Origin of the sequence: Methylocystis sp. IM3, assembly GCF_038070105.1 — a bacterium.
GTDB lineage: Bacteria > Pseudomonadota > Alphaproteobacteria > Rhizobiales > Beijerinckiaceae > Methylocystis.
Genome location: NZ_JBBPBZ010000002.1, coordinates 586,681 through 600,958, shown reverse-complemented (window position 1 = coordinate 600,958; position 14,278 = coordinate 586,681). Strand labels below are relative to the sequence as shown.

Sequence of the window (14,278 nt, the reverse complement as noted above, 5' to 3'; positions counted from 1 at the left end):
ACCGTGCTCGGGGATTGTTTCGGAAGTATGACGGCGCCACTGACCGTCCTGTTCCCCGAACCGATTGAAAAACCGCAATCAGGAGAACGCTCTTGCTGTGGTCCGAGCGGAAAATGCGCCAGTCGCGCCCCCGGGCCGCCGCCACGTGATCCGCTGTGGAGGCGCGCTGCTTTGGAGGCTCTTTACGCGGCGCCGAGCAGAGCGATCAATCCCTTCAGCAGTTGAACCGGATCGGGCGGACAGCCTGGAATATGCAAATCCACGGGCACGACCTTCGATACGGCGCCCACGCAGGCGTAGCTTTCGGCGAAGACGCCTCCGTTGCACGCGCAATCCCCGACCGCCACCACCCATTTGGGGGCGGGCGCGGCGTTGTAAGTCCGCTCCAGCGCCTCACGCATGTTTTTCGTCACCGGTCCCGTCACCATGAGGACGTCCGCATGGCGTGGCGAGGCGACGAAGCGCAGGCCAAAACGCTCCAGATCATAATAGGCGTTGCTCAGCGCGTGGATTTCCAGTTCGCAGCCGTTGCAGGAGCCGGCGTCCACCTCTCGAATCGACAGGCTCCGCCCGAGTTTTTCACGCGCGTTTTTTTCGAGAGCCCGTCCGAGCTCCGCCAGCATGGCGTCGTCAGGCAAGGGCGGCGGCTCCGTCAGGGCGCCGCGGAAGAGGCCCTGGAAAAGAAACTTACGCATCCGCCCCCTCCTAGAGGTCGTGCCCCGAGTAGGAGCAGTTGAAGGATTTGTTGCACAGGGGGAAATCCGCGACGATATTGCCCCTGATCGCGGCTTCGAGCAGCGGCCACTGGAGCCAGGACGGATCTCGAAGATGCGCGCGCTCCACGCGTCCTTCCGTGTCGAGCCGCAGCCAGACAAAAATATCGCCACGGAAACCTTCGACGAGAGCCGCCCCCTCGCAACTTGCCGCCGGCGCGGCGATTTCCCCCCTTATCGGCCCATGCGGCAGACGATCGAGAATCTGCTCGACGATCTGGATCGATGCATGAACCTCGTCGAACCGCACCCAGACGCGGGCGTCGACGTCGCCGTCGGTCGAGGCCCCGAGATCGAAGGACAGCTCCTCATAAGGCGCGTAGCCGATCGCGCGGCGCGCGTCGAAGGCCCGCCCCGAGGCGCGGCCGATGAAGCCGCCGCAGGCATATTGGCGCGCGAGCGCCTCGCTCAGAACGCCCGTCGCGACGGTGCGGTCCTGCAGGGAGGTGGTGTCGCCATAAAGGCTGATGAGGCGCGGCGTCATCGCCGCGATCCATTCCATGAGGGCGCGCAGCGCGGCGACGCCGTCCTCCGCGAGATCCGCGACGACCCCGCCGGGCGCGATCCGGTCCATCATCAGCCGGTGGCCGAAACAGGCGGCGGCGCTTCTCAGCAGCCGCTCGCGGACGAGGCCGCACTGGGCGAGCATGAGCGAGAAGGCGGCGTCATTGCAGATCGCGCCAATGTCGCCGAAATGATTGGCGAGCCGCTCGAGCTCGGCCATCAACGCGCGCAGCCAGACGGCGCGCGGCGGCGCCTCGACGCCCAATGCCGCCTCCACGGCCCGCGCGAAGGCGAGACTGTATGCGACGGTGCTGTCGCCCGAGACGCGGGCGGCGATCTTCGCGGCGCGCTCGATCGGCGCGCCGGCCATCAGACTGTCTATTCCCTTGTGGACGAACCCCAGCCGCTGCTCGAGCCTTACGACCACCTCGCCGTTGGCCGAGAAGCGGAAATGGCCCGGCTCGATAATGCCGGCGTGAACGGGCCCGACCGGGATTTGATGCAGCGGCGCGCCCTCCGCCGGCAAAAACGCGTAAGGTTCGCTCGCAGTCGCGAGCGGCTCAGCGTCGCCGCAGGGATGGCGCAGGCCCCAGCGGCCGTGATCGAGCCAGGGCCGCTTGTCCGGCAGGCCCTCCGCGTCCAGCCCGTAGAGGTCGCAGATCGTGCGCTCCAGCCTCAGCGCCGGGGGATGCAGCCCGGCGACAGAGGGAAAACGCCGATCGGGACAGGCGAGGGCGAGAATGCGCAGCGCATAAGTCTCGCGGTCGGCGAGCGCCAGATAGACCTGCGCCCCGTCGCTCCAGAGGCTGAAGAAATCCGCCTTCCCCTCGACGAGCTCACGCACGGCTCCTTGCCATTGGCCCGGGTCGACATCCTCGCGCGCAAAGGGACGGCAGGCGGACGGCGGCGGCGCTTCGCCGGTCTCGCGTTTCAGATTGAAGAGCATCGTCATCTCCTGCGCCTAGCCCAGCTGACGCGCAACATTTTCGAACCAGCTGACGAGATAGGCGGGCAGATAAAGCCCGGCCACGAGCACGAGCGCGAGATGAGCGAAAAGCGGAATGGAGGAGGCCTCGACTTCGCCGACGCTTTTCGAGGGCTCTCCGAAGGCCATGCCGATGAGCCGCATGAGCAAGGCGCCGAAAGCGACGAGCAGACCGAGCACGAGCGGCGCCGCGAGCCAGGGCGCGCGAGAGAATGCCGAACTCACGACGAGAAATTCGCTCATGAAGACGCCGAGCGGCGGCATCCCGCAAATCGCCATCACGCCGACAACGAGCCCCCAGCCGAGCAGCGGATGGCTCTGGGTCAGCCCGCGGATGTCGGCGATCTTCTGCGTTCCCTTGGCCTGGGCGATCTGGCCGACGGCGAAGAAGATCGCCGACTTGGTGAGGCTGTGCATCGCCATATGAAGCAGGCCGGCGAAATTTGCGAGCGGCCCGCCGACGCCGAAGGCGAAGGCGATGACGCCCATGTGTTCGATCGAGGAATAGGCGAAGAGCCGTTTCACGTCGTCGCGGCGATAGAGCATGAAGGCAGAAAAGAGCACCGAGGCGAGGCCGAGCGTGATCAGCATCGGCCCCGGCGTGATGGCCATGGCGTTCGCCGTCAGCAGCATCTTGAAGCGCAGAACGGCGTAGAGCGCGACATTCAGCAGCAGGCCGGAGAGAACCGCGGAGATCGGCGTCGGGCCTTCCGCATGGGCGTCGGGAAGCCAGGCGTGCATGGGCGCGAGGCCGACCTTGGTGCCGTAGCCGAGCATGAGGAAGACGAAGGCGACATTGAGCAGCCGGGGGCTGAAATGGGCGGCCTGCTGCATCAGCGACGACCAGACCATCGCGTCATAGCCCTGTCCCAAGACCGGCTCGGCCGCCATATAGACGAGGATCGTGCCAAAGAGCGCCAGCGCAATGCCGACGCTGCCGAGAATGAAATATTTCCAAGCCGCCTCGAGCGAGTCGCGGGTGCGGTAGACGCCGACCATCATCACCGTCGTCAGCGTCGCGACCTCCACGGAAACCCACATCAGCCCGATGTTGCTCGCGAGCAGCGCGAGGTTCATCGAGAACATGAGCGTCTGATACATTGCGTGATAGAAACGCAGATTGCCGGCCGACAGCCGGCCGGTCTCCATTTCGTGACGAATGTAGCTCGCGCTGAAGACGCTCGTCGTCAGGCCGACGAAGGTCGAGAGCACGACGAAGACGATGTTGAGATCGTCGACGAAGAGAAAGCTGCCCGTCTCACTTCCCTTCAGGAGGAGCAGCAGGGCGAAGACGAGCGTCGCGCCGGAAGCCGCCATGTTGATCTGCGCGGCGCGCTTGTAGTCGGGCTCGAAGGCGAGGATGGCGGCGGCGGTCGCCGGAATAACCACCAGAGCATTGGACAACATCAGGAATTCCGGCATCAGCGGCGCTCCCCCCGGACGCGATCAAGTTCGAAAAGATCAACCGTATCGAAGCGTTCGCGAATGCGGAACAGAAACACTCCGATGACGATGAAGGCGACAAGGACGGACAGGGCGACGCTGATCTCGACGACGAGCGGCATGCCGTCGGCGCCCGCGGCGGCGAGGATCAGGCCGTTTTCCAGCGACATGAAGCCGATGATCTGGCTTACGGCGTTGCGCCGGGTCACCATCATGAGCAGGCCCAGAAGCACGATGGCGAGCGCGAAGGCCAGATCCTCGCGCGCGAAGGGATCGGCCGCCGCCGTCGCCGGCAGCATGACGACGAGCGACAGCGCCATGAGGAACATGCCGATCAACATCGTCCAGCCGATCCCGCCGACGATCTCCACCGTCCGGTGAATGCGCAGACGCTTGATGATGGCGCGCAGGCTGAAGGGGATGACGATCGCCTTGAAGACGAGGGCGATGCCCGCTGTGACGTAAAGATGCGGCGCCTGCTGCACATAGGCCTGCCAGGCGACGGAGAGCGCCAGAACGAAGGCATGCAGGGCGAAGATATTGATCAGTCCCGAGAGCCGGTCCTGATAAAGGAGCATGAAGCTCACCAGCACCAGCGAGCCCGCAAGCAGCTGTGCGATATCGAGCGAGAGATGGGCCATCAAAGGCTCCGCGTGACGAAGACGAGAAACGTGCCGAGAAGGCCGAGCATCAGCGCGGCCCCCAGGAAGTCCGGCACGCGGAAGACCCGCATCTTCGCGGTCGAAACCTCGAAGAAGGCGAGAAGGAACCCTCCGACGGCGAGCTTGGCGACATAGGCCAGCACGCCGACGCCCATGGCGGCGAGGCCGGCGTCATGCGGCGCGAGGCCGAAGGGAAAGAAGACGCAGCCAATGAGCGAAACATAAAGCAGCAGCTTGAGCGCCGCGGCCAGTTCGATGATTGCGAGATGGCGTCCCGAATATTCGAGGATCATCGCCTCATGCACCATCGTCAGCTCGAGATGCGTCGCCGGATTGTCGACGGGGATGCGGCCGTTCTCGGCGATGGCGACGATGACGAGGCCGATGAGGGCGAAAAGCACCGAGACGCGCAGCGAAAAGTCGGACGCCATATAGGCCGCGACCTCGGAGAGCTGCGTCGAACCCGCGATCAGCGAGACGACGAAGGCGATCATGATCGTCGCGGGTTCGGCGAGAGAGCCGAACATCATCTCGCGGCTCGCGCCGATGCCGCCGAAACTCGTGCCGACGTCCATTCCGGCGAGGGCCAGGAAGAAGCGGCCAGCGCCCAGCAGCGCGGCGAGCGCGATGAGATCCGCCGTCCAGCTGAACATCAGGCCGGTCGCGAAGGTCGGAACGAGGGAGGCCGCGACCCAGGTCGTCGCGAAGATGATGTAGGGCGCGGCGCGGTAGAGCCAGGACGCATCCTCGGCGAGCACCGTCTCCTTGCGGAAAAGACGGATGAGATCGTACCAGGGCTGGAGGATCGGCGCGCCCCGCCGGCGCAACAGACGCGCCTTGACCTTGCGGGTGAAGCCGATCAGCACCGGCGAGAGCGCCAGCACCAGCGCCATTTGCGCGCCCTGCGCGATGAAATCGAAGAGAAAGCCGATCATAGCGCCACGATGACGAGCATGAGGACGAGGGCGGCGAAGACGAGCGCGAGATATTCCTGGATGGACAGGAAGCTCACGAAATTGAGCCGCTTTGCGCAGAAGTTCACGGCCTCGCCCAGCGGTTCGTACAGATAGGCGATGAAACGATCGCCAATGTCGATCGTAAAATGCGCGGCGCGCGTGTCGCCGGGCGCTGGCATGTCGAGCCGCTCCTTCACCGAGAAAGCGATATTCCCGAGGGTGCGCCGGACCGGCTGCGCGAAGCTGCTGCCGGTGTATTGCGTGAAGGGCGAGGGGTCTATGTAGCCGCAGTCCCAAGGCGGCGCGCGGCGCAGGGGACGCGGCCAGATCGACCTGATCGTCAGCATGGCGCCCAGCGACGACAGGAGGATGAAGGCGAGGACGAGGAAGCCGTTATAGGAGCTGCGGCTTTCGGCGATCGGGGCGATGGAGAGCCAGCCGATCTGGCTCTGCGCCGGCATGCGCCCGCCGACATAGGCCGCGGCCGCCGGCGAGATGGTGTCGATCATGAGGCTCGGCAGAACGCCCGCGAGCAGACATAGAAACACCATCGCCGACATCGCGCCGAGCGACCATCGATCGGTTTCGCGCGCCCCCTTCGCGGCCTCCGAACGCGGGCGCCCGAGAAACACGACGCCGAAGGCGCGCACATAGGCCCCGGCTCCAAGAGCCGCGCTCAGCGCGAGCGTCACGCCGACGGCGGGGATCGTGAGTTTCAACACCCATTGCGGCAGCGTGGGGCTGAGCAGGATCGCCTGAAAGATCAGCCATTCGGAGACGAAGCCATTGAGCGGCGGAAGCGCCGCGATGGCGAGGCAGGCGCCCAGAAACACGAAGGCGGTTTTGGGCATGGATCGGATCAGGCCGCCCAGACGCTCGATGTTCCTCTCGCCGGTCGCGCCGAGCACGGCGCCCGCGCCGAAGAACAGCGCGCCCTTGAACAAGGAGTGGTTGAAGACATGAAACAGCGCGGCGGTGAAGGCGAGCGCCGCGGCGAGCGTCTGGCCATTCGCCTTGAAGGCGAGCGCGAGGCCAAGCGCGATGAAAATGATCCCGACGTTCTCGATCGTGCTGTACGCCAGGAGCTTCTTCAAATCGCTCTGCACGGTTGCGAACAGAACGCCGACGAGCGCGCTGGCGGCTCCGAAGACCAGCGGATGGACGCTCCACCAGAAGGCAGGCGGCCCCAGAAGATCGAAGACGATGCGGATGAAGCCGTAAATCGCGACCTTGGTCATCACGCCGCTCATCAGCGCCGAGACATGACTCGGCGCGGCGGGATGGGCGAGCGGCAGCCAGATATGCAAGGGCGCGAGGCCCGCCTTTGAGCCGGCGCCGAGCGTGACGAGGGCGAGCGCCAGGCCCTTCTTCCAGGGATCGAGCTCGGCGGCGCGGATGGACGCGAAGTCATAGGCGCCGGCGGCGCCGGCCAAAAGACCGAAGGCCATGAGCAGGCAGAGCGTGCCGAAACTCGCCATGAGCAGATAGATATAGGCGGCCGCCCGGTTTTCCGCCTGATGGTGATGGGCAATCACCAGCGCGAAGGAAGTCAGCGACATGAACTCCCAGGCGACGAGGAAAGTGAAGGCGTCGTCGGCGAGAACCACCATGTTCATCGCGGCGATGAAGGCTGGAAAGAACGGTAGGATGCGCATGGGATCTTTTTCGTGCGCGCCATATCCGATGGCATAGGCGCTCGCCGCGGCGCCGCCGAGATCGACGACGGCGAGGAAGAATGCGCTCAGGGAATCGAGCCGGAAGTGCATGCCGATCCACGGAACGCCCAGCGGCAGCGTCGTCGTCAACGCATCGGCGCCCCTCGGCGCGACCGCCGCGAGAAAGATCGCCCCGCACAGACCGCCGCTCAACCCGTAGACCAGGCTCTGCACGTCCGCCCGCGCGCGCCAATAGAGTGACATCGCGCCGGCGCCAAACAGGGCGACGACGCAGAAAAGCGCAAATTGCAGCAACATTGACCGTCCTTCCCGGCGCCTGGGCGCCTAGGCGGCGCGCTTGCGCGGCGCCAGCGGATGCTTCGAGCTTGCAACGAGCTGATCGAGACCCCTGATCTCGGCGTGGCCGCCCTTGCCCCGATAGTCGTCGCAGAAGTGATGCAGATTCTCCATGACAGTGTGGTCGATCGTCGACGTGCCGGAGAGATCGAAGATGACCGTCCGGCCCGGCGGGATCGTCGCGAGGTCGCCTTTCAATGCAAGAAAGTTGCCAAAAAAAGCGGCGCCGGCCACCTGGACATGGAAGACGCCCGGCTCCCGCTCCTCGATTGTACGGCTGAGCCTGACCACATTGCGCCAATCGATGCTGCGCCAGAAGTGGAACACGAGTTCGGCGACGACGCCGATCGCCACGCCGACCAGAAGATCGGTCGCGAGAACGCCGATAATGGTGATGACGAAGACGCCGAGCTGGTCCCAGCCGATTTCGAGCGTCTTCCTGAATTCGCGCGGCGAGGCGAGCCGGTAGCCGGTGAAGACCAGCAGCGCCGCGAGGGAGGCGAGCGGAATTTCGTGGATCAGCTTGGGAAACAGCGCCACGAAGACGAGCAGGAACAGGCCGTGGAAGAAATTCGCCCAGCCGGTGCGCGCGCCATTGTTCACATTGGCGGAGCTGCGGACGATCTCCGCGATCATCGGCAGGCCGCCGATCAGCCCGCAAATCGTATTGCCGACGCCCACGGCCGCGACGTCGCGGTTGAGATCGGAAACGCGCTTCAGGGGATCGAGCTTGTCGACCGCCGCGGCGCTGAGCAGACTCTCAAGGCTGCCGACGAGGGCGATGGCGAAAACCTGCTGCCAGAAAACCATCCGTCCGACCTGGTGAAAGTCGGGGAAGGAGAATCCGGCGAGAAAGTTCTGCGGCAGGGTGACGAGGAATTTCGGCCCGATGGTGAATTCGTGATGCGGCAGGAACACCGCGTCGGGCAGAAAGAGATATTTGTGCTCGTCTTCGAGATCGAAATATTTCGCGAGCGCCATGCCCACGAGCACGACGAGCAGCGGCGCCGGAACGACCCGGAGCCGCGTATTCGCGACAAGCGTCCAGAGCGTCAGAATGATGAGGCCGATGACGCCGATGATGGCGACTTCCGGATTCATGTCCCTCACGCTCGCAGGGATGGCGCCGATGGTCTGGAACAGGGTCTGGGCGTCGGGCTTCACGCCGAGCATGACATGAATCTGCTTGGCGATGATGATGATGCCGATCGCGGCGAGCATCCCGTGGACCGCCGAGGACGGAAAGAAGGCGCTCATCTTGCCCGCCTTCATTACGCCCATGAGAATCTGGATCAGCCCCGCAAAGACGATCGCAGCGAGCGTATAGCGGTAGCCCGCCGCTGCGTCTCCCTCCCCGAGTTCCTGAACCGAATCCAGGATGACGACGATGAGGCCCGCCGCGGGGCCCATGATCGTAATGAAAGACCCATTGATCCGCGACACGAGGAGCCCGCCGACGATGGCGGAGATGATGCCCGCCTGGGGTGGGAAGCCCGAGGCCATGGCGATGCCGAGGCACAGCGGCAGCGCGATCAGGAAGACGAGAAATCCCGACAGAATGTCGGCGCGCCAATGCTCCGCGAGGGCGGACAAGCCATTCTTTGGCAGGGCGACGTCGTCGGGTCGGACAGAGACGTTCATTGTTGGCGAACCTTCTACGAGAAACGAAGCCAGGCGCGGCAGCAACGCGTCGCAACCATTTTTCCGCCCGGCTCGGCGCCGCAGGCGTCGTCCCCGGCCGGAGAGGCGCGAGACGCTCAGCCCCCGCGACGGGGACCGATGATCGCCATCGAAATTCGCGCACGGCCTTATCTCTACCGGCCGCGAGTCCATGGGCTGAGGCCAACCTTGCAAGAGGCTGTTTCAGAAGTTTTTCGCACCTGCGGAAAACATTTCCGAAGTTTTTCTGAAATGGGCGCTCGCGCCGCCTGCAAAAGGATCGGCCCGGACAAGGCAAGGCCCCGGGCCTGACGCTCTTTGCCTAGCGGGCTGAATTCATGGCGTAATAGACGTCGAGCGCCGCGACGAGGCCGATCGCCATCGCCGCGAGGCCGTTGGCTTTCCGCACGCTCCCCTCGCGGCTGCCGAGCTTTGGCGCGACTGTGGCCATATCCAGAACATCGCCGAACGCCCGGGCCCAGAGCCATGCTGTTGGCCGGCGGGACATGAGAATGCCGAGGCCGGCGATGATTTCTCTCAGTCCATAAGTGCGCAGCAGCGACGATTGCCGCTCCATGCCGAGCGGCCTGGCGAGACTCCCCGGCGCGAAAACCTCGATAAGACCCAGACCGAGCGAGAACCAGCCAAGCCCGTTGACGATCGTCTCGGCCGAGGCCGGCGCCTTCATCGTTTTTTCCTGCGTCATGATTCCAGGCTCCTTCCTTTTGCGGCGCGGCGAACGCCCCTTAACTGGCGGCCCCGCGCCATGCGGCAACCAGCCGTCAACTTCAAATCGAGGCGCGCGGCCATTGCTCTGCTCGCCAGCCCTGCGGCGCGCGCTACCTGCCGCAAAGCCATTTCCGACGGCCTGATTGTCTTGTTTTGAAATGAGAGGCGGCGATGCTCGAGATCCCCTCGCTTGCGACTGTCGCTTCAGTCGCGGCGACGCGTCTGGGCGTCGCCCTGTTGGCGAGCGCGGCGTTTGCCGGTGCGGCCGTCGCCCAGCAGTCGCTCGCCGCGCTTTCCTCGGACGCGCGCAACTGGCCGATGGCCCCGCGCGATTACGCCAACACCCGCTTCAGCGCGCTCGACCAGATCAACGCGGGCAATGTCGCCCGATTGAAACTCGCCTGGTCGTTCTCGATCGGCGCCGCGCGCGGTCAGGAGGCGGCGCCGCTGGTCATCGACAGCGTGATGTATGTCGTCGGGCCCTATGACGGTCCGCACCCCAATCAGGTGTTCGCGCTCGACGCCGTGACGGGCGAATTAAAATGGTCCTATGCCCCAAAGCCCGACCCGGCGGCGAAAGGCGTGGCCTGCTGCGACGTCGTCAACCGCGGCCTCGCCTATGACAGTGGCAAGATCTTTCTCAACACGCTCGACGATCATATGGTCGCGCTCGACGCGCTAAGCGGCAAGGAACTCTGGGTCACGAAGCTCGGCGACATCAATCTCGGCGAAACGATCACAATGGCGCCGCTTGCAGTGAAGGGCAAAGTGCTCGCAGGCAACAGCGGCGGCGAAATGGGCGTGCGCGGCTGGCTCACCGCCGTCGATCAGGCGAGCGGCAAGATCGCCTGGCGCGCCTATTCCACCGGCCCCGACGCCGAGGCGCTGATCGGCGCGGATTTCAAGCCGCATTACGACTGGATGAAGGGCAAGGACCTCGGCGCGACGAGCTGGCCCGCCGATCACTGGCGCATCGGCGGCGGAACGGTTTGGGGCTGGCTCTCCTACGATCCCGAAACGAACCTCGTCTATTACGGCACCGGAAATCCGGGGCCCTGGAACTCCAATCAGCGGCCCGGCGACAATCTCTGGACGAGCACCGTCTTCGCCCGCGACGCCGATAGCGGACAGGCGAAATGGGCCTATCAGATGAGCCCGCACGATCTGTGGGATCATGACGAGATCAACGAGAACATGCTGCTCGATCTCGAGATCGGCGGCGGCGCCCGCAAGGTTCTCATTCATCCCGGTCGCAACGGCTACATGTATGTCATCGACCGCGCGACCGGCGAAGTGTTGTCGGCGGACCCTTACGATACGGTGACCGTCTACAAGGGCGTCGATCTGAAAAGCGGCCGCATCGAACCCAATGAGGCGCTGAAGCCCGTCCTCGACAAGACCGTCCAGAACATCTGTCCGGCGCCGCCCGGCGCCAAGGACTGGCAGCCGATGGCCTGGTCGCCGCGAACGAAGCTTCTCTATGTTCCGCACCAGCATCTGTGCGCCAATTTCAGCACGAGCGAGGTCAGCTACATCGCCGGCACGCCTTTCGTCGGCGCAACGGTGGACATGTATGCGGGACCCGGCGGCCATCGCGGCGAACTTCTGGCCTGGGACCCGGTCAAACGCGCCAAGACCTGGTCGATCGCCGAACAGCTTCCCGTCTGGAGCGGCGCGCTGGCGACGGCGGGCGATGTGGTCTTCTACGCGACGATGGACCGCCTGTTCAAAGCCGTCGACGCCCGAAGCGGTCAGCTTCTGTGGCAGTTTCGCGGCCCCTCGGGCTTCGTCGGACAGCCTGTCACCTATCAGGGGCGTGACGGCGCGCAATATGTTGCGATCCTCTCCGGCGTCGGCGGCTGGCCCGGCGTCATCGCCAACGCCGAGATCGATCCGCGCGTGCGCAATGGCGCGCTGGGCTTCACGGGCGCGATGCAGGACCTGCCCCTCTACACCGTCGGGGGCAGCGCGCTGCTCGTCTTCTCGCTCGGCGACGGGCATGACGCGGCCGGCGCCGCGTCCCCCCAGCCTCCGGCGCAGTGAGGGCCTTTCCATGCGCGTCTCGTACACTCTTCTCTCTGGATGCGCAGGAGTGGCGCTCGTCCTTGCGGCCGTCCACGCTGCAGGCGGCGAGCCGGCCATGCTGCGCGTCTGCGCCGATCCCAACAATCTCCCCTTCTCCGACGCGGATGGGAGGGGGCTTGAAAACAGGCTTGCGGAACTCGTGGCGCGAGAGATGGGCGCGAAGGTCTCCTACACATGGTGGGCGCAGCGCCGCGGCTTCATCCGCAACACGCTCAAGGCGGGGCTTTGCGACGTCGTCATGGGCGTTCCCGCGCATTACGACCCCGTCGAAACGACGCGGCCCTATTACCGTTCGAGCTATGTCTTCGTCTCGAGAGAAGACCGCAACATCGATGTCGCGTCGCTTAAGGATCCCCGCCTCCGCAGCCTGAAGATCGGCGTGCATCTCTTCGGAGACGACGGCATGAATTCGCCGCCCGTCCATGCGCTGGGCGAACAGGGGATCGTGGGCAATGTCATCGGCTACACGCTCTACGGCGATTATCGCGACGCCACGCCGCCCGCGCGGCTGATCGAAGCGGTGGAGAAAGGCGATGTCGAGCTTGCCGCCGCCTGGGGGCCGCTCGCCGGCTATGCGGCTCTCACCTCGCCGGTTCCATTGCGGATCGTGCCGATTGCAGACGGCAAGGACTTCGCGCCGCTGCAATTTTCCTTCGACATTTCCATGGGCGTGCGCAAGGGCGACGCCGGACTGAAAAAGCGGCTCGACGAGATCATCGCGCAGAAGAGTCCCGAGATCGCGGCGCTGCTCACAAGCTATGGAATACCTCTCGCGCCCGCGGGCGCTCGCTAGAGGAACGATCATGGCCATGCGGCGTCCCGGTCTCCTCGCTCTCGTCGCAGCCGTGACGTTTACGGCCTTCCCCTCGCAGGGGCGGCCCGTGCGACACACGCCGCTAAGGCAGCCGCAACCGGCGCAACCCGCGCCGCAAGAGGCGCCGCCACAGCCGCAGCCTCCGCCGGCGATTGCGCAGCCCGCCCCGCCGTCGGCGCCGATTGCGGCCATCCTCCCCTACCCCAGCGCCCGCGAGGTTCTGGAGGCGCCCGTCTCGAGGCTGCTGCCGGGGAACACCGGCCCGAGCCCCGCGATGAAAAATCCCGTCGGCGGCGACCCCGAAGCCATTCAACGCGGGATGGGCTATTTCAACATGTTCAATTGCAGCGGCTGTCACGCGCCTAACGCCGGGGGCGGCATGGGGCCCTCGCTCAGCAACAGTTTCTTCATCTATGGCGGCGAGCCCCAGAATATCTATCTCAGCATTTATCAGGGGCGTCCGAACGGCATGCCCTCATGGGGCGCGATGCTCCCCGAAAACGTCATCTGGGATCTCGTCGCCTATATTCACAGCATCAGCCGCGATCCCGCGCCGACATGGGGCAAGACCGTCTCCCGCGAGGCGCTGAAAATCGAGCAGGTTCCCGCTGAGTTTTCGAAGACGGCGACGCCCTGGAGCGAGACCGAGCGTTTCAGCTTCGGCCAGAAACCGAACGAGACGCGCTGATGCCGACGCCCGCCTCGCCGCCGATGAACTATCTCGAGGCCTTCGGCGACAAGGCCGCAACGATCTCGCTCCTTACATGGGCGCTGCTTGTGCTCTCCATTGCGGTCGTCGCCATCATCGCGCTGCTGACGGCGGCGGGCGTCGTCATGCGGCGCACCTCTCTCGACGCGCAGGCGACGGGGCGGGAACCGATCGCGCGACGCGGCGGCGGTCTGTCCTGGATCACGGTCGGGGTCGCGCTCTCGACGCTCGCCCTCTTCGGCGCCATGGCGTGGAACGCCTACACGATGGCCGCGATCAACAGGCCGCCGCGTGAGGCGGCGCTCACGATCGAAGTGACTGGCCATCAATGGTGGTGGCAGTTTCGCTACAAAAGCGACGATCCGTCGCAAATCTTCGACACAGCGAACGAGGCGCATATCCCGACCGGCGCGCCCGTGCGTCTCGAGGTGCATACGCAGGACGTGATCCATTCCTTCTGGGTCCCGGCGCTGGGCGAGAAAATCGATCTCATCCCCAATCAGACCAACGTGACCTGGTTCGAGGCGCAGATGGCCGGCGTCTATCGCGGCCAATGCGCCGAATATTGCGGCCGCCAGCACGCGCATATGGCGATCGTCGTCATCGCCGAGACGCCCGACGCCTTCGCCGCCTGGCGCGCGGCGCAGTTGCGCGCCGCCCCGAAGCAACAGGGCGATCTTGCGGCGGGCGAGGCGATGTTTCAGGCGCGCTGCGGCGCCTGCCATACGGTGCGCGGGACGCTCGCGGGCGGGAAGCTCGGACCCGATCTGACCCATGTCGCCACTCGCAGCGGCATCGCGTCCAACACGCTGCAAAACACGACGGCGACCCTGACCGGCTGGATCGCCGATCCCCAGCGCATCAAGCCCGGAAACAAGATGCCGACGCTGGAGCTCCAGGCGTCGGAGCTCACCGCGATCCGCCGCTATGTGGAAAGCCTGAAGTAG

12 protein-coding genes are annotated in these 14,278 nt (G+C 65.2%); 4 read left to right on the top strand and 8 right to left on the bottom strand.

Annotation, left to right across the window (positions count from 1 at the left end; all coding sequences use genetic code 11):
• Nucleotides 1-182: 182 nt before the first annotated feature.
• The 8 genes from WOC76_RS04655 to WOC76_RS04620 form a co-directional block, all read right to left on the bottom strand.
• The gene (locus WOC76_RS04655) at nt 183-695 is read right to left on the bottom strand and encodes an NADH-quinone oxidoreductase subunit B family protein (RefSeq protein WP_341387517.1); all 513 of its coding nucleotides are present in this window, start codon (nt 693-695) and stop codon (nt 183-185) included.
• A 10-nt stretch (nt 696-705) separates the two neighbouring features.
• Nucleotides 706-2,223 (bottom strand): hydrogenase large subunit, encoded by a 1,518-nt coding sequence (locus tag WOC76_RS04650; RefSeq protein ID WP_445928457.1) that lies wholly within the window; start codon nt 2,221-2,223, stop codon nt 706-708.
• Between the two features lie 15 nt (nt 2,224-2,238).
• Nucleotides 2,239-3,684, bottom strand: a complete 1,446-nt coding sequence (locus tag WOC76_RS04645; protein WP_341108623.1) for a hydrogenase 4 subunit F — start codon at nt 3,682-3,684, stop codon at nt 2,239-2,241.
• Nucleotides 3,684-4,346, bottom strand: coding sequence for a hydrogenase-4 component E (locus WOC76_RS04640; RefSeq protein WP_341431298.1), 663 nt, complete (start codon nt 4,344-4,346; stop codon nt 3,684-3,686). The genes WOC76_RS04645 and WOC76_RS04640 overlap by 1 nt, the downstream gene beginning before the upstream one ends.
• A complete protein-coding gene (locus tag WOC76_RS04635) occupies nt 4,346-5,302 on the bottom strand; it encodes a respiratory chain complex I subunit 1 family protein (RefSeq protein WP_341108624.1) in 957 nt (318 codons plus the stop codon). Before WOC76_RS04635 ends, WOC76_RS04640 begins: the two co-directional genes overlap by 1 nt.
• Nucleotides 5,299-7,296, bottom strand: a complete 1,998-nt coding sequence (hyfB, locus tag WOC76_RS04630; RefSeq protein WP_341108625.1) for a hydrogenase 4 subunit B — start codon at nt 7,294-7,296, stop codon at nt 5,299-5,301. The genes WOC76_RS04635 and hyfB overlap by 4 nt, the downstream gene beginning before the upstream one ends.
• Nucleotides 7,297-7,323: 27 nt before the next feature.
• The gene (locus WOC76_RS04625) at nt 7,324-8,976 is read right to left on the bottom strand and encodes a SulP family inorganic anion transporter (protein WP_341431297.1); all 1,653 of its coding nucleotides are present in this window, start codon (nt 8,974-8,976) and stop codon (nt 7,324-7,326) included.
• A gap of 340 nt (nt 8,977-9,316) precedes the next feature.
• The gene (locus tag WOC76_RS04620; RefSeq protein WP_341108628.1) at nt 9,317-9,700 is read right to left on the bottom strand and encodes a hypothetical protein; all 384 of its coding nucleotides are present in this window, start codon (nt 9,698-9,700) and stop codon (nt 9,317-9,319) included.
• 194 nt (nt 9,701-9,894) lie between these two features.
• On the opposite strand from WOC76_RS04620, the gene WOC76_RS04615 reads away from it, so the two are divergent.
• The 4 genes from WOC76_RS04615 to coxB are packed head-to-tail and all read left to right on the top strand — an operon-like array spanning nt 9,895 to nt 14,278.
• Nucleotides 9,895-11,766: a PQQ-dependent dehydrogenase, methanol/ethanol family gene (locus tag WOC76_RS04615; RefSeq protein WP_341431296.1), complete on the top strand. Its 1,872-nt coding sequence runs from the start codon at nt 9,895-9,897 to the stop codon at nt 11,764-11,766.
• Nucleotides 11,767-11,776: 10 nt separating this feature from the next.
• Entirely contained in the window at nt 11,777-12,601 is an 825-nt protein-coding gene (locus WOC76_RS04610) for a substrate-binding domain-containing protein (RefSeq protein ID WP_445928456.1), read from the top strand.
• A 10-nt stretch (nt 12,602-12,611) separates the two neighbouring features.
• Nucleotides 12,612-13,310, top strand: a complete 699-nt coding sequence (locus tag WOC76_RS04605; protein WP_341108630.1) for a c-type cytochrome — start codon at nt 12,612-12,614, stop codon at nt 13,308-13,310.
• Entirely contained in the window at nt 13,310-14,278 is a 969-nt protein-coding gene (gene coxB / locus WOC76_RS04600) for a cytochrome c oxidase subunit II (RefSeq protein WP_341108631.1), read from the top strand. The genes WOC76_RS04605 and coxB overlap by 1 nt, the downstream gene beginning before the upstream one ends.

What these genes read in the sequence shown, in the direction of transcription:
- WOC76_RS04645 (WP_341108623.1), bottom strand. Translation starts at nt 3,684, where the DNA reads ATGCCGGAATTCCTGATGTTGTCCAATGCTCTGGTGGTTATTCCGGCG.
- hyfB (WP_341108625.1), bottom strand. Translation starts at nt 7,296, where the DNA reads ATGTTGCTGCAATTTGCGCTTTTCTGCGTCGTCGCCCTGTTTGGCGCC.
- WOC76_RS04640 (WP_341431298.1), bottom strand. Translation starts at nt 4,346, where the DNA reads ATGGCCCATCTCTCGCTCGATATCGCACAGCTGCTTGCGGGCTCGCTG.
- WOC76_RS04620 (WP_341108628.1), bottom strand. Translation starts at nt 9,700, where the DNA reads ATGACGCAGGAAAAAACGATGAAGGCGCCGGCCTCGGCCGAGACGATC.
- WOC76_RS04655 (WP_341387517.1), bottom strand. Translation starts at nt 695, where the DNA reads ATGCGTAAGTTTCTTTTCCAGGGCCTCTTCCGCGGCGCCCTGACGGAG.
- WOC76_RS04605 (WP_341108630.1), top strand. Translation starts at nt 12,612, where the DNA reads ATGGCCATGCGGCGTCCCGGTCTCCTCGCTCTCGTCGCAGCCGTGACG.
- WOC76_RS04615 (WP_341431296.1), top strand. Translation starts at nt 9,895, where the DNA reads ATGCTCGAGATCCCCTCGCTTGCGACTGTCGCTTCAGTCGCGGCGACG.
- WOC76_RS04610 (WP_445928456.1), top strand. Translation starts at nt 11,777, where the DNA reads ATGCGCGTCTCGTACACTCTTCTCTCTGGATGCGCAGGAGTGGCGCTC.
- coxB (WP_341108631.1), top strand. Translation starts at nt 13,310, where the DNA reads ATGCCGACGCCCGCCTCGCCGCCGATGAACTATCTCGAGGCCTTCGGC.
- WOC76_RS04635 (WP_341108624.1), bottom strand. Translation starts at nt 5,302, where the DNA reads ATGATCGGCTTTCTCTTCGATTTCATCGCGCAGGGCGCGCAAATGGCG.
- WOC76_RS04625 (WP_341431297.1), bottom strand. Translation starts at nt 8,976, where the DNA reads ATGAACGTCTCTGTCCGACCCGACGACGTCGCCCTGCCAAAGAATGGC.
- WOC76_RS04650 (WP_445928457.1), bottom strand. Translation starts at nt 2,223, where the DNA reads ATGCTCTTCAATCTGAAACGCGAGACCGGCGAAGCGCCGCCGCCGTCC.